Origin of the sequence: Terrisporobacter vanillatitrophus, from assembly GCF_051148895.1 — a bacterium.
In the GTDB taxonomy this organism is placed as follows: Bacteria; Bacillota; Clostridia; order Peptostreptococcales; family Peptostreptococcaceae; genus Terrisporobacter; species Terrisporobacter vanillatitrophus.
Window position 1 is genome coordinate 3,585,541 of sequence record NZ_CP154625.1, and the last position, 23,782, is coordinate 3,609,322.

Annotated in this window: 25 protein-coding genes; 6 read left to right on the plus strand and 19 right to left on the minus strand. The window is 27.6% G+C overall.

Going from position 1 to position 23,782, the window contains the following annotated elements:
• Positions 1–41 precede the first annotated feature (41 nt).
• The 4 genes from TVTCOM_RS17520 to TVTCOM_RS17535 form a co-directional block, all read right to left on the minus strand.
• Positions 42–149 (minus strand): cyclic lactone autoinducer peptide, encoded by a 108-nt coding sequence (locus tag TVTCOM_RS17520; RefSeq protein ID WP_434797536.1) that lies wholly within the window; start codon positions 147–149, stop codon positions 42–44.
• Positions 150–206: 57 nt separating this feature from the next.
• Positions 207–857 (minus strand): accessory gene regulator ArgB-like protein, encoded by a 651-nt coding sequence (locus tag TVTCOM_RS17525; protein WP_434799765.1) that lies wholly within the window; start codon positions 855–857, stop codon positions 207–209.
• Positions 850–1,332 (minus strand): hypothetical protein, encoded by a 483-nt coding sequence (locus TVTCOM_RS17530; RefSeq protein ID WP_434797537.1) that lies wholly within the window; start codon positions 1,330–1,332, stop codon positions 850–852. The genes TVTCOM_RS17525 and TVTCOM_RS17530 overlap by 8 nt, the downstream gene beginning before the upstream one ends.
• Positions 1,333–1,565: 233 nt before the next feature.
• Positions 1,566–1,808, minus strand: a complete 243-nt coding sequence (locus TVTCOM_RS17535; protein WP_434797538.1) for a small, acid-soluble spore protein, alpha/beta type — start codon at positions 1,806–1,808, stop codon at positions 1,566–1,568.
• A 268-nt stretch (positions 1,809–2,076) separates the two neighbouring features.
• On the opposite strand from TVTCOM_RS17535, the gene TVTCOM_RS17540 reads away from it, so the two are divergent.
• Together TVTCOM_RS17540 and TVTCOM_RS17545 are read left to right on the plus strand one after the other, a co-directional pair.
• Positions 2,077–3,336, plus strand: a complete 1,260-nt coding sequence (locus TVTCOM_RS17540) for an IS110 family transposase (protein ID WP_434796464.1) — start codon at positions 2,077–2,079, stop codon at positions 3,334–3,336.
• A 254-nt stretch (positions 3,337–3,590) separates the two neighbouring features.
• A complete protein-coding gene (locus TVTCOM_RS17545; RefSeq protein ID WP_434797539.1) occupies positions 3,591–3,962 on the plus strand; it encodes a hypothetical protein in 372 nt (123 codons plus the stop codon).
• A gap of 67 nt (positions 3,963–4,029) precedes the next feature.
• Here the strand turns inward: TVTCOM_RS17545 and TVTCOM_RS17550 are convergent, their stop codons facing one another.
• The 3 genes from TVTCOM_RS17550 to TVTCOM_RS17560 all read right to left on the minus strand — a co-directional run bounded on the left by TVTCOM_RS17550 (position 4,030) and on the right by TVTCOM_RS17560 (position 7,212).
• Positions 4,030–4,299 carry a Nif11-like leader peptide family natural product precursor gene (locus TVTCOM_RS17550; RefSeq protein WP_434797540.1) on the minus strand — a complete coding sequence of 90 codons (270 nt, stop codon included), beginning with the start codon at positions 4,297–4,299 and terminating at the stop codon, positions 4,030–4,032.
• Between the two features lie 90 nt (positions 4,300–4,389).
• A complete protein-coding gene (cls, locus tag TVTCOM_RS17555) occupies positions 4,390–5,919 on the minus strand; it encodes a cardiolipin synthase (RefSeq protein WP_434797541.1) in 1,530 nt (509 codons plus the stop codon).
• Between the two features lie 132 nt (positions 5,920–6,051).
• Entirely contained in the window at positions 6,052–7,212 is a 1,161-nt protein-coding gene (locus TVTCOM_RS17560) for a class I SAM-dependent methyltransferase (RefSeq protein ID WP_434797542.1), read from the minus strand.
• Positions 7,213–7,393: 181 nt separating this feature from the next.
• On the opposite strand from TVTCOM_RS17560, the gene TVTCOM_RS17565 reads away from it, so the two are divergent.
• Complete coding sequence (locus TVTCOM_RS17565; protein ID WP_434797543.1) at positions 7,394–8,368, plus strand: tocopherol cyclase family protein; 975 nt, start codon at positions 7,394–7,396, stop codon at positions 8,366–8,368.
• Positions 8,369–8,408: 40 nt separating this feature from the next.
• Here TVTCOM_RS17565 and TVTCOM_RS17570 read toward each other — a convergent pair whose 3' ends face one another.
• The 6 genes from TVTCOM_RS17570 to TVTCOM_RS17595 form a co-directional block, all read right to left on the minus strand.
• Entirely contained in the window at positions 8,409–9,614 is a 1,206-nt protein-coding gene (locus TVTCOM_RS17570; RefSeq protein ID WP_434797544.1) for a patatin-like phospholipase family protein, read from the minus strand.
• A 117-nt stretch (positions 9,615–9,731) separates the two neighbouring features.
• Positions 9,732–10,241, minus strand: coding sequence for an anaerobic ribonucleoside-triphosphate reductase activating protein (gene nrdG / locus TVTCOM_RS17575; RefSeq protein ID WP_434797545.1), 510 nt, complete (start codon positions 10,239–10,241; stop codon positions 9,732–9,734).
• 50 nt (positions 10,242–10,291) lie between these two features.
• Positions 10,292–11,155, minus strand: coding sequence for an FAD-dependent thymidylate synthase (gene thyX, locus TVTCOM_RS17580; protein ID WP_434797546.1), 864 nt, complete (start codon positions 11,153–11,155; stop codon positions 10,292–10,294).
• Positions 11,155–12,006: a bifunctional 5,10-methylenetetrahydrofolate dehydrogenase/5,10-methenyltetrahydrofolate cyclohydrolase gene (locus tag TVTCOM_RS17585; RefSeq protein WP_434797547.1), complete on the minus strand. Its 852-nt coding sequence runs from the start codon at positions 12,004–12,006 to the stop codon at positions 11,155–11,157. The genes thyX and TVTCOM_RS17585 overlap by 1 nt, the downstream gene beginning before the upstream one ends.
• A 61-nt stretch (positions 12,007–12,067) precedes the next feature.
• Positions 12,068–14,197, minus strand: a complete 2,130-nt coding sequence (gene nrdD / locus TVTCOM_RS17590) for an anaerobic ribonucleoside-triphosphate reductase (protein ID WP_434797548.1) — start codon at positions 14,195–14,197, stop codon at positions 12,068–12,070.
• 407 nt (positions 14,198–14,604) lie between these two features.
• Positions 14,605–15,087 carry a deoxycytidylate deaminase gene (locus TVTCOM_RS17595; RefSeq protein WP_434797549.1) on the minus strand — a complete coding sequence of 161 codons (483 nt, stop codon included), beginning with the start codon at positions 15,085–15,087 and terminating at the stop codon, positions 14,605–14,607.
• A gap of 264 nt (positions 15,088–15,351) precedes the next feature.
• Here TVTCOM_RS17595 and TVTCOM_RS17600 point away from each other — a divergent pair, with 264 nt between their 5' ends.
• Positions 15,352–15,741, plus strand: coding sequence for a 4Fe-4S binding protein (locus TVTCOM_RS17600; protein WP_434797550.1), 390 nt, complete (start codon positions 15,352–15,354; stop codon positions 15,739–15,741).
• 69 nt (positions 15,742–15,810) lie between these two features.
• Here TVTCOM_RS17600 and TVTCOM_RS17605 read toward each other — a convergent pair whose 3' ends face one another.
• On the minus strand, positions 15,811–16,284 hold the full coding sequence (locus TVTCOM_RS17605) for a hypothetical protein (protein WP_434797551.1): 474 nt from the start codon (positions 16,282–16,284) through the stop codon (positions 15,811–15,813).
• A 215-nt stretch (positions 16,285–16,499) separates the two neighbouring features.
• Here TVTCOM_RS17605 and TVTCOM_RS17610 point away from each other — a divergent pair, with 215 nt between their 5' ends.
• Both TVTCOM_RS17610 and TVTCOM_RS17615 read left to right on the plus strand, forming a co-directional pair.
• Complete coding sequence (locus TVTCOM_RS17610; protein WP_434797552.1) at positions 16,500–16,757, plus strand: hypothetical protein; 258 nt, start codon at positions 16,500–16,502, stop codon at positions 16,755–16,757.
• A gap of 139 nt (positions 16,758–16,896) precedes the next feature.
• The gene (locus TVTCOM_RS17615) at positions 16,897–17,592 is read left to right on the plus strand and encodes a DNA alkylation repair protein (protein WP_434797553.1); all 696 of its coding nucleotides are present in this window, start codon (positions 16,897–16,899) and stop codon (positions 17,590–17,592) included.
• Positions 17,593–17,648: 56 nt separating this feature from the next.
• Here the strand turns inward: TVTCOM_RS17615 and TVTCOM_RS17620 are convergent, their stop codons facing one another.
• The 5 genes from TVTCOM_RS17620 to hemZ form a co-directional block, all read right to left on the minus strand.
• Positions 17,649–18,482 carry a deoxyribonuclease IV gene (locus TVTCOM_RS17620; protein WP_434797554.1) on the minus strand — a complete coding sequence of 278 codons (834 nt, stop codon included), beginning with the start codon at positions 18,480–18,482 and terminating at the stop codon, positions 17,649–17,651.
• An 11-nt stretch (positions 18,483–18,493) separates the two neighbouring features.
• On the minus strand, positions 18,494–18,958 hold the full coding sequence (locus tag TVTCOM_RS17625) for a methylated-DNA--[protein]-cysteine S-methyltransferase (protein ID WP_434797555.1): 465 nt from the start codon (positions 18,956–18,958) through the stop codon (positions 18,494–18,496).
• A 200-nt stretch (positions 18,959–19,158) separates the two neighbouring features.
• Positions 19,159–20,943, minus strand: coding sequence for an aspartate--tRNA ligase (aspS, locus tag TVTCOM_RS17630; RefSeq protein ID WP_434797556.1), 1,785 nt, complete (start codon positions 20,941–20,943; stop codon positions 19,159–19,161).
• Between the two features lie 79 nt (positions 20,944–21,022).
• Entirely contained in the window at positions 21,023–22,285 is a 1,263-nt protein-coding gene (hisS, locus tag TVTCOM_RS17635) for a histidine--tRNA ligase (protein ID WP_434797557.1), read from the minus strand.
• The gene (gene hemZ / locus TVTCOM_RS17640) at positions 22,275–23,747 is read right to left on the minus strand and encodes a coproporphyrinogen dehydrogenase HemZ (RefSeq protein WP_434797558.1); all 1,473 of its coding nucleotides are present in this window, start codon (positions 23,745–23,747) and stop codon (positions 22,275–22,277) included. Before hemZ ends, hisS begins: the two co-directional genes overlap by 11 nt.
• Positions 23,748–23,782: the final 35 nt, after the last annotated feature.

Genomic DNA, 23,782 nt, shown 5'->3' on the forward strand with positions numbered 1-23,782 from the left:
AAAAAGAACCATAAGAAAAATTTCTATGGCTCTTTTCTTCATTATTCTTCTCTTAAAGATGTTGGAACTTCAGGTTCAAAGAATAAGAATAAACAGTAAGAACTTGTATTCTTTGCAACTTTAGTGAAGAATTTTGCTAATATTCCCATATGTATATCTCCTTTACAATAAATTTTATATTAACAAATAATTGCTAATATCCAAAATTAAATTTTAAGCTTTAATAAAACTTTATCTAAAAATAAAATAAATTTATTTCCTATATTCGTTAAAGATAAAGCCTGCATATATAAACCTAGTATCATATATAAGATTAAAAAACTTAAAACATTCATATTATAAATCGAACTTAATAATATATTCGATATAAATAACATTACACATACAAAATATATAGTAAATGCATTTTTCCTTAGCCTTTTTCTTGTTTCTTCTTTTTTTAATGGTTTATTATCACAAGGCACTGGACATTTCTTGTATAAAATTATAAAAGAGTGAATAAACATAATTATGCATAAAAAATTAATGTATCCTTGTTCCATATTTACAATATTTTTGCCTATTAATGTAAATGTATAAGACACCATAATTCCTACTAAAATACATCTATTTGGGCTTGAACAATGTACCCCTCCAGAGTTTCTTTTCATCAATGCACCTACTAACGAAATCACTACTATTTCAAATAAAGTATTAGTTAATATTCCAAATAAAATAGTTAGTATCATTGCTATAGTCCCTTGTAAAAATGCAAAAACTCCATATTTTAAAACTGCAAATTCTTCACTTGACTTATCCTTAGATTGACATAAGTAAAATGCAAATTTACTAGAAAGATTCTCTGTTAAACTACTCATTTGGTTCAACTTTGTTCCCTCCTTGAAGTTTTCTTGTAACAAAACCTAATAAAGCAGATAAAATTGCAAATATAATAAGAGATGGTAAACTATAAATAGCTCCCATAATAGTATAATTATCAATGAATACCTTATCTGGAATAGATAATACCTTCGTTAATAAAATTACATATATACTTTCACTAAGTATTAAACATAAAAATACTTTACATAAAGCCATTATACAATTTATAAAAGTATCTTTTGACAGATTTACTAACATAAACAATATAGGACACATTCCTATTATAGTATGTATGCCAAAGCTAATTGGAAGCATTCTAACAAATGATTGAATTACCCCTAATATTAATGTACTTTTTAACAAATCTTTTTTTGATATTGATAAGTTTAAAAAATAGCAACCTACAATAAATACTAGAGCAGATTCTGGAAATGTTCTAACTAGTATATAATCTAACGATGTTCGTAACATATATTTCTCCTTTATTTTAACTATTACAAGAAAATTGTAACACAAATATAAAAAATTTCTACATATTTTCCCATTTTTTTTATTATAAAATTTTTTTATGTATAATTTTTTATTTAATTTTAATAAATATGTTATCTATCATATTTATTAAAACCATAATTTACAATATAAACATTTCTATAGCTATATCTTAGCATAAATAATAAAAAAGACTGCATCAGCAGTCTTTTTTATTATTTATAATATTGTCTAATCAATTCCTCTTTTCCCATATTTACTAGGGTTTTACTCATTAATCCTCCTAATTCTCCACCTTTCTTACCATTAACATAAGAGGTTTTATCTCCTCCTGATATATCATGTTCCATACCTAATTCATTTGCAATTTCCATTTTCATTTGATTTAAAGCTTCTCTTGCATTTGGATTCACAATTTTATTAGTCATAAAAACTATCATTCCTTTCGCTGTGCTCAAGGCACAAAATTGGATGAAAAATGGTATAATACATACATTTTTCGTTAATAAATCTAATAAGTAAGTAAATATACTACAGAGCACGGCGGGGTAAGTGAGAAAAGTGCCTATCGGCAAATCCGCATAAAAACTTGTGCCGAATATCTATCTAAGTACAAATAATTGTGCCATGAGCACGTAAGTTAATCTTTGTTTTAGCAAAGACCGTTAAAAAACTAGGATATTCAGTCAATGTTTACTTACTTAATTTTTTATTTAAGGTGATAAAATGCTTAAAATTGTTCATCCAGTATGTTGTGGTATTGATGTTCACAAAAAATTTATAGTAGCTACAATTGCTTCTACTAATTCTAAAAATATCACAACATATAAAACTAAAAACTTTCAAACATTTACCCATAATTTAATTGAATTCAAAAACTGGTTATTAAGTAACAATTGTACTGAAATATGCATGGAAAGTACCGGTAAATACTGGTTACCAATCTATAACATTCTTGAAGATACTTGTAATATTACACTTGCAAATCCTAAATTTATAAAAAATATTCCTGGTAAAAAAACTGATAAACGTGATTCTTTATGGATTACAGATTTACACAAGCATGGTCTAGTTAGGGGGAGTTTTATTCCTCCAAAACAAATCAGAGAACTTAGAGATTTAATGAGATACAGAAGTAAATTAGTTAATTTTCGTTCTAGTGAAAAAAACAGAATTCAAAATTCATTAACTGTATCTAACTTAATGATTTCTAGCGTTGTATCTGATACATTTGGTAAATCTTCTTCAGCTATTATTAAATATGCATTGGATCATCCCGAAAAGCTGAATATTGATTATACTGAATTTCTTCATGCTAGACTACTACCTAAAGCTGAAGAAATAAATCTATCTATGCAAGGCAATATATCTAAAGAGCAATCAAGCAAAATGAGAGTTTCATTTAACCATTTTGACTATATAAATAATTGTTTGACCCAACTAGATAATGTAATTTCTATCATTTCTTCAGACTACCAGGATCAAATATCTTTACTTTCTTCCGTACCAGGAATTACACCTAAGTCTGCCGTAGGCATAATTTCTGAAATAGGTGTTGATATGTCTAAATTTGATACATCAAAGCACCTTTGTTCTTGGGCAGGATTAACGCCTCAGAACAATGAAAGTGCAGGAAAAAAGAAAAGTGTTCGTATAAGTCGTGCCGGTTTATATTTAAAACCTTTGCTTGTTCAATGTGCCAATGCAGCTATTAAAGATAAATCATGTCCTTACTTTAAATATAGATATGAATCTATTAAAAAAAGACGTGGACATAAGAGAGCTATAATAGCTATTTCAAGAATGCTACTTACTTGTTGTTACAATATGTTACTAAATAATAAAGAATTTAATTCTTCATTATACGATTCTTACTTAAGTGATTGTGTAAATCAAACTAAATCTATAGATAGGATGATTAAATATCTACAAACTCAAGGATTTGTAGTTCAAACACAAGTTGAAGAATCACTTGGAATTACATGATAATTAACCAGTAAATCAATTTTCCACAAACTCCGTTTTTATTTTTTTTAATATTTAAAGGGAGTTATTTAGTGTGCAATCCCTTCGGGTATCTTTTTTCAAGTTAACCTCCCATTATACTTTTGATATTATTTTTTACAATTACTTGTTCTATTATTTTTCAAATTTTGGTATGAATATTACCATGATTTACATGTATGTAAATATTAATTTATAGTAAATCCTATAATTAATAATATAATGGAGGTGCTAATATGAATAATTTACATCTAAGTGATGATGAATTAGTTGAAAACTTTGAAAGTGCCAGTCCTTGGTTTGTGGGTTTATATATGGAAACATTTTTGAATAATTTAAGTTTCTTATCTAACAGACAAGCTAAAAATGAATTTACAACTGATATACATAGATATGACCCCATATTAATTGATGAAAATATTTTAGATATTTATAATAGGGTTGAATCATTATTGAGAATAATTAAAGGCAATAGAGTTCTCGACGCATTAAAAATGGTACTTGATTATGATACTGATACAATTTATGATATTTATGCTCGAGAAGAAGCCATTTACTTATTATCTTTAATAAAAAATGGAAAAATATCCTTACCAAAATCTAATTAATATAAAAATTAATGCTCTTAATAATAAATATAAAATTTATTATTAAGAGCATTTTATTGACTATAATCTAATTTAATGATGTAAAAAAATCTTCATACCAATCTGACCATTCATCCATAGGATAAACTGCTCCTCCATTACAACTTTTTAGAAGATTTGATGAATATTCTTCCCCCATTGCAAAGAGGTCTCCTACTGTCATATCATACCCCATAGATGTGGCAACATTACAAAACTCCTCCATAGGATCTTCTGCATCTCTTGTTTCAATAAACTTTTCTTTAATTAGTTGATTATTTCTTGCTTCTTCAAGAATTTTTACTAGTTTTTCATTCATAGTAGCCACCCCCACTTACTTATATAAAGTATTTTACACCTTTCTTATTTTAAGAATAAAATCACTTTATTTATTTGTCAATTTATATTTCTACATAAGCGGTGCAAATACTCTAAGTATTGCTTGCCATAAGGCATATCTTCTTCCAGCTTTTATGTCTTCTTCGGAAAATTGCCTACTTTTTGAAATTGTATCTAAAGCATCTTTTTTAATATCACTTAAGCATTTACATTTATATAAATACACACCACACTCAAAATGTAAGTATAAACTCCTATAATCCATATTTATTGTACCTACTGTTGCAACTTCATCATCACAAACAAATACTTTAGCATGAATAAATCCTGGAGTATATTCATAAATCTTAACACCAGCTCTTATTAATTGAGGATAATAAGATCTGGTAAGCTTAAATACGGTCTTCTTGTCTGGTATTCCTGGCGTTACTACTTTTACGTCTACACCCTTTTTAGCAGCTAAACAAAGGGCTGTCATCATCTCATTATCAATAATCAAATATGGTGTAAAAATATATACATAGTTTTTTGCACTATTTATAATATTTAAATATACATTTTCTCCTACAACCTCTTCATCTAAAGGTGAATCTCCATAAGGTTGTACAAACCCATCACTTATTGTAGTTTCCAATTGGTGTACTTCTGGTTTATAAATAGAAAAGTCTTCGTCTGTTTGTCTACTAGAATTCCACATTTCTAAAAACATCATAGTTAAGTTCCATACACCTTGTCCCTTTAACATAACTCCTGTATCTTTCCAATGTCCAAACCTTACTTTTTCATTAATATACTCATCAGCTAAATTTATACCGCCTGTAAATCCTGTATGTCCATCTATTACTGTAATTTTACGATGGTCTCTATTATTCATAACAAGAGATAATAAAGGTTTAAAAGGATTAAAAGCAATACATTTTATTCCCTTTTTCTCTAAAATTTTATTATATCCATAAGGAAGAAGAGATATGCAACCCATATCATCATACATAAGTCTTACATCTAATCCTTCTTTAGCTTTTTGTTCTAGTATTTTCAAAATACCATCCCACATCTTACCTTCTTCTATAATGAAGTATTCCATAAATATATATCTTTTTGCTTTTTTTAGTTCTTTAATTAAATCTTCGTAATTATCCTCTCCCACACTATAATATTTAACCTCTGTGTTTTTGTACATAGGATAACCAGCTGCACAGTTTATATAGTTCATGTGACCATAAACTGTTTTATTTTCTTTTTCAACTTTTTCTGCTATATCTTTATTTTGTCTTAAGTATTTACTTGTCTTTTGCTGAACTTTCTCTAGACGATATCTCATCTCTTTAGAAGGTTTCTTATTACCTAGTATAAGATATAATATTCCTCCTGCAATATTAAAAATTAATATTGGTATAATCCAAGCCAATTTATAAGCCGGATTGTCACTTTTATTTATAATCCAAAGTACTACTAAAGCACTTATTGCAGTACACATAATAGATGATATTGCTGAAAAATGGGTGAATTTTATTAATAAAAATAAAAATATACAAAATTGGATAGCAATCATTACCCCGATAACTACCATTCTACTAAATAATAACCTCAATATCTTCATTAACTTTCTCCCTTCAAAATTATATATTTGAATAAAATATAATTTTTTAAATTATAGCATAAGTAACTTTTTAAGCAAACTATTTATTGCATTTATAAAACTCAAGAACCATAGATCCTTGAGTTTTTATATCTAAATTAAATTATCTTCTTTTAATAAATTGTATAACGTTGGATTAAAATTAAATTCTTTCATTAGTACTTGTACTTGTTGTAGAGATTTTTCTTTTTTCTCTTTTTGTAAATTTGACTTTGATGCTCTTATTAAAATATTTTTGGGTGAATGAGATATATCAATAAACTCTAATAATTGAGTTTTATATCCAACACATTCTAATAAATTACCTCTTACTGAATCTGTCATAAGAGCTGCTACTCTTTCTTGTATAATTCCATATTTATTTAAAATTTCTAAACTTTCGGCCTTCATTTGATGGTTGAACTCATGTTGGCAACAAGGTACTGAGAATATCATTTTTGCATTCCACTTAACTGCATTGTATAAAGCATAGTCAGTAGCTGTGTCGCAAGCATGAAGAGTAATAACCATATCCACCTTATTATTGTATCTGAACCCATTTATGTCTCCTAGTTCAAAGTGTAAATTATCAAACTTATATTTTTTTGCTATTTCATTACATTTTTTTATTACATCTTCTTTTAAATCCAATCCTATCATTTTTACATTTATCTTTTTTATTTCTACGAAATAATAATAAAGAACAAAAGTTAAATATGACTTTCCACAACCAAAATCTAATATTGTTAATTCTTTATAATCATTTTTCTTGATTTCATCATCAATTATTTCAATAAATCTATTTATTTGCTTATACTTATCATATTTTGAGTTTACAACCTTGCCTTCTTTAGTAAAAACTCCTAAATCAATAAGAGGTTGAATAAGCATACCTTCTTTAAGGATATAGTTCTTTTCTTTGTTATGTCCTTTGTTAACTACATTTTCACTGTTACTTTTCTTTTTACCTAAAAAAACTTTACCTTTTTTAGATATTTTAATATCATAAACTGTGTTAGTTGACCAAGCATTTAACTGTTTAAAGTCTTCTTTCATATATTCAAGTATTTTATAATTTAAGTCTTTTATTTCTATATTTTCATGAAATACTTGCTTGTCTGTAAATTTTTCTATTTGATAATATTCTTTATTATTTTTTTTTAGTTGAAAAACTATTTTATTGTATTTTACCTCTTTATTTTTTTTATTACTTATAACTACTTTTATTATATTTTCTTTACATATTTCATTTATTATCTTAACTGTATCTTCCATCTATATCACCTATTTTTCATTTTCTTAATTGCACTACTTATTATACCATTAAGTATTATTATATAATTAAATTTTTTATATACTTATAATACTTTTTCTATAAATAGTAAATATATTTGTTGTTTTTGTTATATTTTCTCTTATTTTTCATATTAATAATGATATAAGTAGGAGGTATTTTATGAAAGAAACTTTTAATCCCAATTTATATCATGGAAAACACAAAAGAAAAAACTTCTTTGAAGGATGGTATTTTAAAATAGTCGACAATAAAAATGATTATAAACTTGCCATTATTCCCGGTATTTCTTATGGCAATAATAAAGATGAACACCACTCTTTTATACAAATTTTAAATGGAAAAGAATCTACTTTTAATTATTTATCTTACGATGTAAAGGATTTTAGATATAATAATAATAGATTTAGGATATTTATTAATTCTAATATTTTTTCTTTAGAAAACATAAATCTATCCATAGATTCTAATGATTTAAATATTCATGGTAATCTAATATTAAAAAATTTAGTAAAGTGGCCTGGTAGCATTATTAATCCTGGTAGCATGGGATTTTATAATTATTTGAAATTTATGGAGTGCTATTCACATGTATGTGTTCTAAACGGATCCATTATTGGAGATTTAAACATTAATGGTATAAATGTAAATTTTACGGCAGGAAAAGTCTATATTGAAAAAAATTGGGGTAAAAGTTTTCCAAAATCTTGGTTATGGATTCAAAGTAACTCTTTTAAAAGTAGAAAAGCTTCTATAACTTGTTCCATAGGAACTATACCTTTTCCTATAAGAGACTTCACCGGTTTCATTATAGGCCTAACTTTAGAAAATGAATTCTATAGTTTTACTACAATTAATCACAGCAAAATTAATATACAAAATTTTGGAAATGATATTGCTTTAACAGTAACTAAAAAGAACTTTAGATTAACCCTAAAAACTTATACGAATCCAAAAGATTTTTTAGTATTAAAGGCACCTAATCAAGGTTCTATGACATCCACTGTAAAAGAAACTATAAATGGTCAAGTATATATACTTCTAGAAGATACTAAAATAAATAAAAAAATATTTGAAGGTATGGGGCTTAGTGCCGGAGTAGAATACGGAGGAAATTTTTCTTCATTTTTTAAATAAAAAAATAGATAAGTTTGAAAAATACAAACTTATCTATTTTTTATTCCTCTTCTTTTAGTAAACATAATAGTTTTTCATTTATTATATTAATATCAACTTGTTTGATATTTTCAATTGCTTTTCTTTTTAATCTTCTTAAGCTAAGTTGTACTTTATTTTGAAAGTTACCTTCTTTTTCATTATCTTTTATTAGGCTAAAAAAATCTGATAAGGAATATATTTTAAATTTTTCTATTTGTCTTTCCTTTGCCATATTTTCTAAAAGCGCAATAACAATATCTTGATAATCATCTTCTTTATTTAAATTTAAATACTTTGATAAATTAGGTAATATAAATTCAAATAGCATTCTTTTAGGAGGAATATCTTCTAATCCCATACTTGTTCCTATATCTATAATCAATTCATCAGGTAATTCTAAAAGTTTGCTAAAAATTAAATCATCATCTACTGGCTCTATATAGTATTCTCTTCCTCTTAATTTTCTTATAGCCTTAATTGCATCATAATAACCAAGTTTAATATTTCTATGAGCCAAATCTTTTGTAAATATAAATGTTCCACCTAAATCCATAGATGGCTGTATTTCAACCACATTTACACTTTCATCAATATGTCTCAATTTTCTACTAGAATTTAATCTTATGGCTATTATCTTATCATAATTTTTTCTTGCTAAAAGACTCACAGGGCAATTATCATAAAGTCCTCCATCTAAGTATGCTTTACCGTCTAATGGTTCCATTTTTAGCCCTGGATATCTAGCACTTGCCATTATAAAGTCTTTTATTTTTCCATTTGGAATATCTTCTTTAAACACTTCTATAGGGCTTAAAGGTCCTAATTCCACAGTAACAAGTCCAAAGTCCACATTACTATTTCTTAATTTTTCCTCATCAATTAATTCATCCACAACCTTGCGTAAATTATCCGTATCAATGCCTTTATTAGTAATTATTTTTTTTGCTTCACTGGAAAAATAGGTTATGGTTTTTATATTAAGATTTCTATTTATTACATTTGCCATATGACTATCCTCTATATCAAATAGTTGCTGTGGAGTAACATGATTCCACATTTCAAAACATTTTTCAAAATCTCCTTGAGCAACCATAGCTGCATTAAATGCTCCAATAGAAGTTCCTACTATTCCATCTATCTCATATCCTTCTTCTAATAAAGCTTTAATGGCTCCAATGTGAAATGCACCCCTTGCTCCTCCACCTTCTAAAGCTACCCCTAACATAAGCTATCATCTCCCCCATTAAGAGTATTTTTCTTCTTTATTTTATATTATATCAACTTGTTAGATTTGTAAGTAATTTAAACTAAAAAAGAAGCCATTTTATAGCTTCTTTTTATATTATTTATTATCTAAATCAAATAATATTAATTTATTTTCTTTTAATGTTTCTTTAACATTTATAACTCTTTGATTTGATGATCCTCTCAGGGTAAGAGATATATTCTTTTGCTCTTCTTCAAATTTGCCATCTACTAAAACATCTGCATATTTTAAAATTTCTTTTTGAAGTTCATTAAAGTTTTCAACAGTATAGCCCGTCCATAAATATATTTTCTTTTCAGGATATTTATTTTTAAATATCTTACATACATAAATAACTCCCTCAATATTTTCAGGACAAAGAGGTTCTCCTCCTAGTATGGATAAATCTCTTTTTATATTATGTTTATCAATATTATCCATAATATAATTTAGTTTTTCATCAGTAAATTCTTCACCATCTGTAAAACTCCAAGTTTCACCATTAAAACATCCTTTACACTTGTGAGGGCATCCTTGGGTCCAAAGAGACATAGTAATTCCAAATCCATTGGCTATATCATTATCTTTAATTCTATTTATTCTCATATTATTATGCTCCTTTTAGTATCTGGATTTTATAAATTTAAAAGTTAACCTTATTTATTCATCTTTTCATAAGGCATCATACAGCACATAGCACCTTCTGGACATGGTCCAAATTGACAACTTGCACCAAGAGTTTTGGCAAGTAAAGGACTTGCTTTTTCTACTTCGTCTACCATAGTCCATGCTAATTCATTTATTTCTTCTTGTGCTCTTCTGCAACATCTATGATGACAGAAGTTAATTAAACTTCTTAAGTTCATTGTGCATATTATTTTTGTTTCACATGCATTTGGGAATACATATCTAGCATTTTCAATTGCCTTTTTCTCTAAAGTTGAACATAACTTTTTATATGATGTTCTTAATGATTCTACAAACTTTTCACAAGATTTATTCTCATTTTTCCATGCTTCAAATTCATCTTTGTCTATATTACATTTTTTTAATTGAATATCTACTAGTTCACCATACTGATCTTTATTATAAACATAATCATATATTAATTTATCAACTATATCATCATATAATCTTTGGCTATCTTCCATATGATTTTTATAGCTTTGCTCAAGTATAGGATGGTTTTTTATATCTTTCGGAATTACATATTCAAACTGAGTTTCTTTAACATATCTTTGAGATTGTTGACTATAAGATGCTATCCTATGTCTAACTAGTTGATGTGTTAAACTTCTAGAAACTCCTTCTATGGCAAAAGTAAAGCTAGTATGTTCTAACACACTGCCATGACCAATAGAAGTAATCATATTTACAAATCTTTCAATACTTTCTGGTGTTTGCTTCTCCATTAAATCATCGATATTTGATGGTGAATAACAAAGCTTCCCTGCTGTAGCTACAACAAGCTCTGGATTCATTGTATGAGATATAAGTTTTACTTTTAATTTTGTTTCCATTATTTACTCTCCCCTTTTTCAGCAATTTCTATTGTTTGTTCAATTAATTCTATAACAGTCATTTGACCTACTCCATTTGGTACAGGAGTTAAATGACATTGTTTTTCGTTTACTATAACGTCATAGTCCTCTTTAGACACATCTCCACACATTTTTCCTGCTTCATTAAAGTTAATTGATACATCTATTATTGTAGTACTGTTAGAAAAATCTTGTGCACTTAGGAAGTTAGCTCTTCCTACTGCAGTAACAACTATATCTGATGCTGCAATTTTTTTATTTAAATTTTTAGTTTTACTATGGGCTATAGTCACTGTTGCATTCTCTTTTAAGAACAATTGTGATAATGGCTTTCCAACTATGTTAGAACGATTTATTATAAGAACATCCTTAGCTTCAATATCTATCTTAAATTCTTTTAATAATGTCATTATACCCCTAGGAGTACATGCCACATTTCCTTCTAAGTTAAGAGATAATTTCCCCATATTGCCTATGGTAAATCCATCTACATCTTTTTCATCTTCTATAAGATTTGTAAGATAATCTTCATTTAAATGTCTTGGTATAGGTAATTGCAATAAAATTCCTGTAACATCTTTGTCTTTATTTAAATCTATAATAATTTTTTCTACTTCATCTTGACTAATATTTTCATCTAAATGAATTATTTTTGAATTTATTCCAACTTCTTCACATTTTTTAACTTTATTTGATACATACTTTCCACTGGCAAAATCTTCACCTACTCTAATTATTACTAGAGAAGGTTTTTTACTTAATTTATTTACTCTATCTTTTAATTCAGCTACTTTTTTTGTTACTAATTGTCTAGCATCTAGTAATGTCATTTCTTACCATCCTTTTACTATTTTTATGTATAATAGAAAAGGTGCATAAGCACCTTTTCTATTATAAGTGTAAGACTCTTTCTCCGATTTCTTGCGTACGACCTTTACCCCACATGTTTGAACCTATATAACCACAAGTTCTTCTCATAACTTGCATCTCGTCTTTATTTTTATTCCCACAATTTGGACAATACCATTCTAAGTTTTCATCTAACTTTATTTCTCCAGTGTAATCACATGCAAAGCAAACATCTGGTTTAGTATTTATTTCAGCGTATTGTATATTATGATAGATATAATTTATTATTTGTTCTACAGCCGATAAGTTTTTACTCATATCTGGAACTTCTACATAACTTATACATCCACCTAAACTTATATCATGGAATTGACTTTCAAATTTTAATTTAGAAAATGCATCTATTTCTTCAGAAACATGAACATGATATGAGTTTGTATAGTACATTCTATCAGTTACATTTTTTATTTCTCCAAATTTTTGCTTATCTATTCTGCAGAATCTTGAAGTTAAACTTTCACCTGGAGTTCCATAAAGCCCAAATCCAAGACCTGTTTCTTTTTTCCACTCACTACATTTATTATTTAAATAATTCATTACTTTAAGGGCAAATCTTTCACCTTCTTCAGTTGTATGAGATATGCCTAATATTGCTTGTGTCATTTCATATACACCAACATATCCTAAAGAAAGTGTTGAATATCCTCCTTCTAATAAAGAATCTATTTTTTCGCCCTTTTCTAGTCTAGATATTCCACCATGTTGCCAGTGAATTGGTGATATATCAGATGTTGTACCTTTTAATAATTTATGTCTAACCATTAGAGCTTCTTTACAAAGATCTAATCTTTCATCTAATATGCTCCAAAACTTTTCCATATCTTTTTCTGCTGTTAATGCAACTTGTACTAGGTTTAAAGATATAACTCCTTGGTTAAATCTTCCGTACCATTTATAATCTCCATTTTCACCTCTCCAGTTGCTTAAGTGTGATCTACAACCCATTGGAGGGAATGTCTCTCCATCATAATTTTTTCTCATCATTTTTGCACTTTGATAATCAGGTACTAATCGCTTTGTGTTACATTTTGCAGCAAGCTTTGTTATATAGTCGTATTTACCACCTTCTAAACAGTTGTGTTCATCTAGTAAGTAAACTAATTTAGGGAACTCTTCTCCTATTGTTTGACCTTTATAGTTTTTCATTCCCTCTAATCTTTGTACTATCATTTCTTCACAAATTAATGCCATTTCTTTTTCATATTCATGACCTTCTTCTATTTCTAAGTAGATTGTACAAAATGGTGATTGACCATTACTTGTATGAAGAGTTGATAACTGATATCTAATAGTTTGAATACCAGATTTTAATTCTTCCATCATTCTCTCTTCAGCTAATTCTTTAGCCATTTCAAGAGAGTATTTTTGTTTATATTTATCTAAATATTTATTGTATGATACTCTTAAGAAGGGTGCTATATGTTTTATTGTTATTGTGTTTCCACCATATTGAGCACTTGCTATTTGAGCTATAATTTGAGTAACTATAGTACATGCTGTTCCAAAAGATTTTGGAGATTCTACTAGTTTATTATTAATAACTGTTCCATTTGTTAACATATCTTCTAAGTTGATTAACATACAGTTGTGTATTGGTTGCATTGCATAGTCCATATCATGATAATGAAGAACTCCTTCATCGTGTGCATGAACTATATGAGCAGGTATTAGTTTTCTTCTAGACATATCCTTCGATACTTCTCCTGCTACTAAATCTCTTTGAGTAGATGCTAATATACCATTTTTATTTGAATTTTCATTTAAAACATCTTCATTACTTCTATCTAATAACCCTAGGATGCTATCATCTGTTGTATTTATTGTTCTTTTAAATGATTGTACAGCTCTATATCCTTCATATGCTTTAGCTGTTAATTTTTGTTTATAATCAATTAGCTTTGTATATACCATTTCTTCTACTTTATATACTGTCGCATTAGTGTCACGTTCCATATAAATAGTTTCTATATCTTCAGCTATTTCTTTTGCAATCTCTGGGATATAAACTCCACTACCATATTTCATTGCTTTTAATATAGCATTTTCAACCTTATCTTTATCAAATTTTACAACTTTTCCATCTCTTTTGATTATATTTAACTCTTTTTTCATAAGCATCTCCTTTTGTACATAATTATATCTATTTTTATCTATTATCATAGACTAATTTTTTTATGTAAACCTATTGACTTTTCTACAAGTTTCATACCCATTACCCGTTCAATAAAACACTACATGTAGTAACCACCTTGTATATTCTATACTACATGTGGTGTTTTATCAAGTGATTTATTTCTGATTTTTCAACTTTATTTTTGTCAATACCGTAGAGAATTTTTGTTTATATTCTGAGATGTAGCGATTTAAATACATTGATTTTTTTTTATAATTTTTTCCATAATTTTACAAAAATTCTTTATTTTATATTGATTTAAAATCAAACAATGCTAATCATATCTTTTTACAAAAAAAGAAATATAAAATAAATTTTCATATTTTATATTTCTTTTAATTAACTTTTATTTAAATAATATTTCTATTTTTTCTATACTTGGCTCTAATTTTATACATTGTACTTTTGCTTTTTTAAACATATACTTGGATGCTTTTGTTGAATCTGTTTCCGCATATTTATCATCTAAATAGTATACTTTCTTTATACCAGACTGAATTATATTTCTAGCACAATCATGACAAGGGAATAGATTTACATAAATACTACATCCTTCTAAAGATTTTCCTCTAGCATTTAATATTGCATTTTGTTCAGCATGTACTACATATGGATATTTAGTTTCAAGAAACTCTCCTTCTCTTTCCCATGGAAAATCTTCATCACTACATCCATTAACAAAACCATTGTAACCAATTGATACTATCCTGTTATTTTTATCAACTATACAAGCTCCAACTTGCGTTGATGGATCTTTACTTCTCATGCCTGATAACAAAGATATTCCCATAAAATATTCGTCCCACGATATATAATCTGTTCTTTTCATTGTTTCCTCCTTTATATAAAAATCCGATTAATTTTGTATTATTTATTTTTATAATATAACACTTAATTTCTATTATTCAAATATTTATTTCTAATTTTAACATAAAGTGCAAAAATATCATTAATGATTTTTTATCTTTCCAAAAAGTAATCAGTTGATTTTCTTACTTCGTTGATTTTACAATAACAATCATATACACTAAAAATAGGATGTTTTATTTTTAAACAAATAAATTATCTACATATTAGGGGAGGGAAAAGAAAATTGAAAAAATTAGTTGTTAAGGACAAATCTTTATGTCAAGCTTGTTTAAGTTGTGAACTAGCTTGTTCTGAAGCCTTTTATAAAAAAGAAGGTTTCTCTTGTATATCTATAGGGGTTAATAAAAAAAATGCATTAGATGTAAAAGCTTGTAATCAATGTGGTGTTTGTGCTAAAAAATGTCCAGAAGAAGCAATATCTAAAAATGCTAAAGGTATTTATACAATAGACAAGAAAAAGTGTACTGGATGTCTAACTTGTGTAGAAGCATGTCCAAAAGGAATTATTGTTAAATCAGAAGAAAAACCAGCTCCATCAAAATGTATGGCCTGTGGAATATGCGTTAAAGCATGTCCTCAAGAAATACTTGAAGTTGTTGAGATTGCCGATTAATTTAACTTTTATTGTAAATATTAAAGATGTAACTAGTACTAGTTACATCTTTTTATTTTATCTATCTATTTAAATAACAGAAACTACCATATAAATATAATTGTATAAATTTCCATGTCTTAATTCATCACTCAATATACAAAAAATTTGATCTCTATAATATAAACTTGGAAGCCCTTCCATTATTTCACGACAAATTTTAACGTCATCTAATTTTCTTATCATAGCATCTGCTATTCCATCTTTAAAACCTGCTGGTGGAATAAACGTTTCTTCTTCTGGCTGTATTTTTACTCCTGTAATTTGATAGTACATTTTTTTATATATTTGGTTATGACGTAATTCATCATCTCTAATTGATTCTATAATTCCTTGTATTTTTTTTGTTTCTTTAGGTAATAATTGACTTACTGGAATATTCTCGATTAACCATTGAAAAAATATAGAATCTTTCTTTTCTGATTTTATGGACTTTTCAATTAACTTTATAGAGTTTTGTAGCTGATTTGGATCTGGATGTATCCACTCATAAGTATAATCCATAGTTGTTCCCCCCTTTAAAGTAATTTAATATAATATATACTTAAAAGTAGAAATTTGTTACTTGATTGATATTAATACCTTTTATTTTTATGAAATTTTTTTGTTTTTTCTTTTTCATTACTGCCAATTAATTGGATTTATTGTTTTTTCTTCTTACCATATTTTTATGTTTTTTTAGCATACTATTAGTGAGAAGTATCTTAAGGAGGTATTTTATGACTACTAAAAATGTATATAGAAATAAACCTCAATTTGAAACTAATCCAACATTAAACAAGAATTTAACTCCTAATGTTCCTGAGTTTAATTCCAATGCAATGGATAATCAAGGTTTCGTACCATTATCCAATTATTCTAATGGATGTTGTTGTGATCATGAAAAAGCACACAAGGAAAATTCTGATCACGAATGTTGTCATGAAAAGCATGATGAAGATCACAAAGATAAAAAGTGTAATTGTGATCATAAATAGCTAAATATTACTTCCCCTCAATACTTTGCTTCAAAAGTTAAATGTAAGAAGTCTATTTTTATAATAATAAAATTAGACTTCTTTCTTCTCGTTTATTAATTTATTATATGTGATATACTCATTTATATGAGGTGATTGTATGATTAATAATAAAAAAGAAGAAATTAGGCAAGAATTAATTAAATTAGCCGACGATAAATATAGAAGCTTTCATAGCAATTTATGTCCTGGTGTGGAAAATATTTTAGGTGTGAGACTTCCATTACTAAGAAAAATAGCTAAAAATTTATCTAAAGAAGAAGATTATCATAATTATTTAAATAATGATGATACAAAGTATTATGAAGAAATAATGATTGAGGGATTAATAATCGGATATTTAAAAACTGATAATGAAAATAGATTCAATTATATAAAAAATTTCATACCTAAAATAGATAATTGGGCAATTTGTGATAGTTTTTGTAATAATTTAAAATTTACAAAGAAAAATATAAATGAAGTTTGGAATTTTATTTTACCTTATACTTCATCGCAAAATGAGTTTGATATTAGATTTGCCGTTGTTATGATTCTTAATTTTTATATAATTGAAGATTATATTGATGATGTATTAAATACTTTAAATAATATTCACCATGATGGATATTATGTTAAAATGGCAGTAGCTTGGGCTGTATCATATGCATATATTGATTTTCCAGAAAAAACCTTAGCATTTTTAAAAAATAATAACTTAGATAATTTTACATATAACAAATCTTTACAAAAAATTATTGAATCTAATCGAGTAAGTAAGGAAGATAAAGATTTAATGAGAATTATGAAAAAATAGTATTAAAAACACAAAATAAAATGCTTGAGATAAATCTTATCTCAAGCATTTTATAATTAATCATTATATACACTTTTCAGCAATTCAATTTCTTTTGCATATCCATCTAGTTCATTTGGTGTTTCAAGTAAAAATGGTAAATGTTTAAGTTTTGGATGATTTATTATTCTAGTTATAGCTTCTAAACCTATATTACCTTCGCCTATTTTAGCATGTCTATCTTTATGACTTTCTCGAATATTTAAACTATCATTCAAGTGAATTGCTTTTAATCTATCTAAACCTAAAACTCTATCAAATTCTTCTAATACACCATCTAAATCATTAACTATATCGTAACCAGCATCAAATACATGGCAAGTATCCATACATATACCTATTCTGTCGCCTAATTCAACCTTATCTATTATTGCTCTTAGCTCTTCAAAGTTTCTTCCTATTTCTGTACCTTTTCCAGCCATAGTTTCAAGTAATACTGTAGTAGAATGCTTGGGTGTTAAAGTTTGGTTTATCATATCTGCAATATATTGAACTCCAACTTCTACACCTTGTTTCACATGGCTTCCCGGATGGAAATTATATAAATTTCCTGGCACCATTTCTAACCTTCTTAAATCATCTGCAAAAGTCTGTATAGCAAATTCTCTTTTACTTTCATCTGCTGCACAAGCATTTAAAGTATATGGCGCATGAGCTAATAATTTAGCAAATTTATTTTCTTTGGCTAATTCTAAGAAAACTTGTATATCTTTTTCATCTAAATCTTTAGCTTTTCCACCTCTTGGGTTACGAGTAAAAAACTGAAAAGTATTAGCATTTATGCTTAGAGCTTCATCTCCCATATTTTTAAATCCTTTTGATACTGATAAGTGACATCCTATATTTAACATTTGGCTCTCCTTTATTTTACGTCTAAATTTTCTATATTAAGTAATTTCTCCTTCACATTAAGTCCGCCAGCATATCCAACTAATTTTCCATTAGAGCCAATCACTCTATGGCATGGAATAATTATTGGTATATGATTTTTATTATTTGCCATTCCTATTGCTCTACATGCTTTTTCATTTCCAATAGCAATAGCAATATCTTTATAACTTTTAGTTTCTCCATAAGGTATTTTTAAAAGTTCATTCCATACTTTCTTTTGAAATTCTGTTCCTCTAGCCTCTAGGGGCAAATCAAATTTTCTTCTATTTCCTTCAAGATACTCTTTTAATTGTTTAAAACATTCTTTTATTAAATCTGTTTCTTCTATATTATCATTAGTATCTACTTTTGAAAAAAATATATCTGTTATTGATTTATTATTCTCCCTAATTCCTATAATACCTATTTCTGTTTCATAAAAAAATATATTATTCATTCTCTTATAATATAAGACTTATTAATAATCCTATATCTCCTCTCTATAAAACTTTGTACTACTTATATTATAGATATTATTTTTACTTTATCATCATTTAATATTAAATTTTTTTTCATTCTTTCTATTACTACCCTTTTGACAAAATTTAAAACAGGCAGATCATAACTAAGTTATAATCCGCCTGTTTATTATAAATATTATTCTTCTATGTTAAGTTTTATAGATAATTCATCTAGCTGAATATCATCTGCAACACCTGGTGCATTTGTCATTGGACATATTGCATTTTGATTTTTAGGGAATGCTATTACTTCTCTGATATTGTCAGATCCAGTAAGTAACATTATCAATCTATCAAATCCAAATGCCAATCCAGCATGTGGTGGTACACCGTATTTAAATGCTTCTAACAAGTATCCAAATTTATCGTTAGCTTCTTCATCACTAATTCCTATAGCATCAAACATTTTCTTTTGGATATCACTGTTAGATATTCTAACACTTCCTCCACCTATTTCATATCCGTTTAATACTATATCATAAGCTTTAGCTCTTAAGCTAGTTTTGTTATCACCAGTTAAACCTTCAACGTCTTCATCTAATGGAGATGTGAATGGATGGTGCATTGCTATCATTCTTCCAGTTTCTTCGTCTTTTTCGAATAATGGGAATTCAGTTACCCATAATAAGTTGTATTTATTTTTATCCATTAAATCAAGTTTTCTACCAACTTCTAATCTAACTTGTCCTAGTGCATCGTAAACTACAGCATTTTTGTCAGCAACAAATAATAATAAGTCTCCAGCTTCAGCTCCCATTCTTTCTAAGATAGCATTTATTTCTTCTTCAGAGAAGAATTTAGCTATTGGAGATTCTATTCCAGCTTCAGTTAATTTTATCCAAGCAAGTCCTTTAGCTTTGTAAGTTTTAGCATGGTCTTCTAATTTTTTCATTCCTTTTTTAGAAAAAGCTTCTGCGTTGCCTTTTACATTTATACCTCTAACGCTACCTTTTTCATCAGAAGCAGCATTAGCAAATACTCCAAATCCACATTCTTTAACTATATCAGATATGTTTACAAATTCTAATCCAAATCTAGTATCAGGCTTATCAGATCCAAATCTATCCATAGCTTCTTTATAAGTTATTCTTGGAAGTGGTAACTCTACATTAACATTTAAAGTATCCTTGAATATTTCTTGAAGCATTTTTTCCATTATACACATTACATCTTCTTCATCAACAAATGACATTTCACAGTCTATTTGAGTGAATTCTGGTTGTCTATCAGCTCTTAAATCTTCATCTCTAAAGCATTTTACTATTTGGAAATATCTATCCATACCACTTACCATTAATAATTGCTTAAATAATTGTGGTGATTGTGGTAAAGCATAGAATTTACCAGGGTTAACTCTACTTGGTACTAAATAGTCTCTAGCTCCTTCTGGAGATGGCTTTATTAAGAAAGGAGTTTCTATTTCTATAAAGTTATTGTCTGTTAAGTAATTTCTTACTATTCTAGCAACTTTACTTCTAAGTATTAAGTTTTGTTGCATAGAAGGCTTTCTTAGATCTAAGAATCTATACTTTAATCTTAAATCTTCAGAAACATTGTCATTATCCTTTATATATATTGGTGGAGTTTCTGATTTGCTTAAAACTCTAAGTTCAGTTGCTTCTATTTCTATATCTCCTGTTGGCATGTTAGGGTTTTTAGATTGTCTTTCTCTAACTATACCCTTAACAGCAACAACATATTCTGAACCTAATTTTTCAGCTTTGTTGAATGCTTCTTCACTTACATTTGTGTCAAATATTATTTGACTTATTCCTCTAACATCTCTTAAATCAACGAATACTAGTCCACCTAAGTTTCTTTTCTTTTGTACCCATCCATTTAAAACTACTTCTTCACCCACATTGACAATTCTTAAATCACCACAATAATGAGTTCTTTTTAATCCTTTTAAGTTCTCCATATTTCCTCCTTCGTCATTTACGCACTAAAAGGTGAAAGAATACAAAAATTCTACCACCTTATGTTTATGTCAATTTTAATTATAATCTATTTTTTAACTCATTTACTAATTCGCTAAGTTTTACAGTAGTTTGCTCTGATGTCTCCATATTTTTAAGAGTAGCTAAGTCTTCAGCTAGCTCATCATCACCTATAACTATTGTATATTTAGCATTTATTTTATCTGAGTATTTAAACTGAGCTTTTAAGCTTTTCCCTAAGTGATCTATATCAGCACTTATGTGATTATCTCTTAATGCTTTTATTAAACTAAAACTCTTAGTCTTAGCTGCATCACCTATTGTTGCTATGTATATATCTGTAGCTTTTGGATTTTTTATTTCTATGTTATTATTTTCTAAAGTTAATAATAATCTTTCTGCTCCAAGTCCAAATCCTATACCACTTATGCCTTTTGGTCCTCCAAGTTGTTCAACAAGGCCGTCATATCTTCCTCCACCACAAACTGTACTTTGTGATCCTATATCATTTGATATTATTTCAAAAGCAGTTTTTCTGTAGTAGTCAAGACCTCTAACTATAGTTTTATCAACTACAAATTTTATATCCATTTCTCTTAGATATTCTTGTAATTTGGCAAAGTGATTTTTACAATCATCACATAAATGATCTATCATAAAAGGTATATCTTTTATATTTTCTTTACATGTAGGATTTTTACAGTCTATAACTCTCATTGGGTTTTTGTCTTTTCGCTCTAAACAAGTTTCACATAATACATCAGATTTAGCATCTAAATATGCTTTTAAATTTTTATTATATTCTTCTCTACAAACAGGGCATCCTACTGAATTTATATTTACTGATAAATCTTTAAGCCCTAATTCATTAAAGAATTGTACTGCTAAAGATATTACTTCTGCATCTATTGATGGTTCATCACTTCCTAATGCTTCGATTCCAAATTGGTGGAATTGTCTTTGTCTACCAGCTTGTGGTCTTTCGTATCTAAAACATGGAGTTATGTAAAATAATTTTGTTGGTTGTGTATCAGCATACAATTTATTTTCAATAAATGATCTTATTGTACCAGCAGTTCCTTCAGGTTTTAAACTTATTTGTCTATCACCTTTGTCTGTAAAAGTATACATTTCTTTTTGAACTATATCTGTTGTATCTCCAACACTTCTTGTGAAAACTTCTGTATGTTCAAATATAGGAGTTCTCATTTCTTCGTATCCGTATAATGCACAAATTTCTCTAAATTTCTTTTCTACATAGTTCCATTTATAAACTTCTTTTGGTAATATATCCCTTGTTCCTCTTGGCGCTTTACTTAGCATTTTTCTCTACCTCCTCATATTTTCTTCTTATCATTTCGTCAACTCTGTCTATATATTGTTCAACATTTTTGACGTTTTCTACCCTTTCAATCCTATCCTCATCTGGATATACAAATTTAGTTATAGAACCAGCCCCTAGTGCATAATTACTTTGCTTTTCCTCCATAATTTGCATATTATAGATACATTCATAACCTTCTTTAGCATAACCTATGTTTTCCAGGTTGCCTAGCATGTGTTTTTGTCTGTACATATAATAAGGGTTTAATCCCATATCTGTTGCATATTCCATAGCTAAATTAATCATTTTTACCATTTCTTCGTACTGAGCAAGCTCGTAGTCTTCTAGATTTTCCTTTAGCTTTGATGTTCTTTTTACTGCTAAGGTATGAACAGTTAGACTTTCTGGAGATAGTTCTTTTATTTTATCTAAAGTATTCCTAACCATATCTAAATTTTCATCTACTAGACCTAGTATTATATCCATATTTATATTATCAAAACCTACTTCCCTAGCTAAGTGGAAGCAGTTGATAATTTCTTGTACGCTATGATTTCTCCCTATTTTTTGTAATGTTTCATCATTCATACTTTGTGGATTTATACTAATTCTATCAACATTATTTTGCTTTAAAACTTCTAACATTTGTCTATTTATTGTATCAGGCCTCCCTGCCTCTACTGTAAACTCTTTAATCTCACTTAAATCAAATTTTTCAAATAAGCCCTTAATTAAAGTATCCATCTCCGCAGGAGTTAAAGTAGTTGGAGTTCCTCCACCAATATATAGAGTCTCAATTGTTTTATTTTGTTCTTTTAATAACCTAGCTACACCTTGGACTTCTTCAAGTAATTTAGCTACATACATAGGCTTCAAACTACCAAATTGCTTAAGAGAATTAGCTGGGAATGAACAATAATAACATCTTGTAGGGCAAAATGGAATGCTAACATATAAAGATACTTTACTTTCATCAATTGGGTAAATAAATTTTCTTTCTCTTTTTGCAATATCAAGAGCTAAGTTAATTTTTTCATTACTTATAAAATAGTCTAACATTAATTTCTCTTTTATATGATCATCACTGTAATTATCATCAAGTAATGAATGAACTATTTTAACAGGTCTTATACCTGTAAGTATTCCCCATGGTGGAGTAATATTAAACTTCTTTTCTAAAATCTTAAACATACTCCTTTTTATAGTTTCCTTTATAACCTTCTTGTTCTCCCTTTCACATAGTCCCTCTAAGTTTCTATGCTCTACATGTTCTAGAATAACCTGATAATTTTCACAATACACTGTTTTTGAAAAAACATTGTTATTATGGAAAAATACAGTATTCTCCACAACCATCATGCAATCTTTGCTGTCAATAAATCTAAAATCAGAAGTAAATAATTTAATTAATTCACTTACTTCGTATTTAAAATCATGACCTTTTAATACAACACCTATCATTTTCTAGCTCCTTTTGAAATCCTTGAAGTGTTAAT

Coding starts and splice junctions, on each gene's coding strand:
- hisS (WP_434797557.1), bottom strand. CDS start 22,285: ATGCTAAGTAAAGCGCCAAGAGGAACAAGGGATATATTACCAAAAGAA.
- TVTCOM_RS17610 (WP_434797552.1), top strand. CDS start 16,500: ATGACTACTAAAAATGTATATAGAAATAAACCTCAATTTGAAACTAAT.
- TVTCOM_RS17605 (WP_434797551.1), bottom strand. CDS start 16,284: ATGGATTATACTTATGAGTGGATACATCCAGATCCAAATCAGCTACAA.
- TVTCOM_RS17595 (WP_434797549.1), bottom strand. CDS start 15,087: ATGAAAAGAACAGATTATATATCGTGGGACGAATATTTTATGGGAATA.
- nrdG (WP_434797545.1), bottom strand. CDS start 10,241: ATGAGAATAAATAGAATTAAAGATAATGATATAGCCAATGGATTTGGA.
- hemZ (WP_434797558.1), bottom strand. CDS start 23,747: ATGATAGGTGTTGTATTAAAAGGTCATGATTTTAAATACGAAGTAAGT.
- TVTCOM_RS17545 (WP_434797539.1), top strand. CDS start 3,591: ATGAATAATTTACATCTAAGTGATGATGAATTAGTTGAAAACTTTGAA.
- TVTCOM_RS17565 (WP_434797543.1), top strand. CDS start 7,394: ATGAAAGAAACTTTTAATCCCAATTTATATCATGGAAAACACAAAAGA.
- nrdD (WP_434797548.1), bottom strand. CDS start 14,197: ATGAAAAAAGAGTTAAATATAATCAAAAGAGATGGAAAAGTTGTAAAA.
- cls (WP_434797541.1), bottom strand. CDS start 5,919: ATGAAGATATTGAGGTTATTATTTAGTAGAATGGTAGTTATCGGGGTA.
- TVTCOM_RS17615 (WP_434797553.1), top strand. CDS start 16,897: ATGATTAATAATAAAAAAGAAGAAATTAGGCAAGAATTAATTAAATTA.
- TVTCOM_RS17620 (WP_434797554.1), bottom strand. CDS start 18,482: ATGTTAAATATAGGATGTCACTTATCAGTATCAAAAGGATTTAAAAAT.
- TVTCOM_RS17570 (WP_434797544.1), bottom strand. CDS start 9,614: ATGTTAGGGGTAGCTTTAGAAGGTGGAGGAGCAAGGGGTGCATTTCAC.
- TVTCOM_RS17525 (WP_434799765.1), bottom strand. CDS start 857: ATGAGTAGTTTAACAGAGAATCTTTCTAGTAAATTTGCATTTTACTTA.
- thyX (WP_434797546.1), bottom strand. CDS start 11,155: ATGGAAACAAAATTAAAAGTAAAACTTATATCTCATACAATGAATCCA.
- TVTCOM_RS17625 (WP_434797555.1), bottom strand. CDS start 18,958: ATGAATAATATATTTTTTTATGAAACAGAAATAGGTATTATAGGAATT.
- TVTCOM_RS17540 (WP_434796464.1), top strand. CDS start 2,077: ATGCTTAAAATTGTTCATCCAGTATGTTGTGGTATTGATGTTCACAAA.
- TVTCOM_RS17550 (WP_434797540.1), bottom strand. CDS start 4,299: ATGAATGAAAAACTAGTAAAAATTCTTGAAGAAGCAAGAAATAATCAA.
- TVTCOM_RS17585 (WP_434797547.1), bottom strand. CDS start 12,006: ATGACATTACTAGATGCTAGACAATTAGTAACAAAAAAAGTAGCTGAA.
- TVTCOM_RS17520 (WP_434797536.1), bottom strand. CDS start 149: ATGGGAATATTAGCAAAATTCTTCACTAAAGTTGCAAAGAATACAAGT.
- TVTCOM_RS17560 (WP_434797542.1), bottom strand. CDS start 7,212: ATGGAAGATACAGTTAAGATAATAAATGAAATATGTAAAGAAAATATA.
- aspS (WP_434797556.1), bottom strand. CDS start 20,943: ATGGAGAACTTAAAAGGATTAAAAAGAACTCATTATTGTGGTGATTTA.
- TVTCOM_RS17530 (WP_434797537.1), bottom strand. CDS start 1,332: ATGTTACGAACATCGTTAGATTATATACTAGTTAGAACATTTCCAGAA.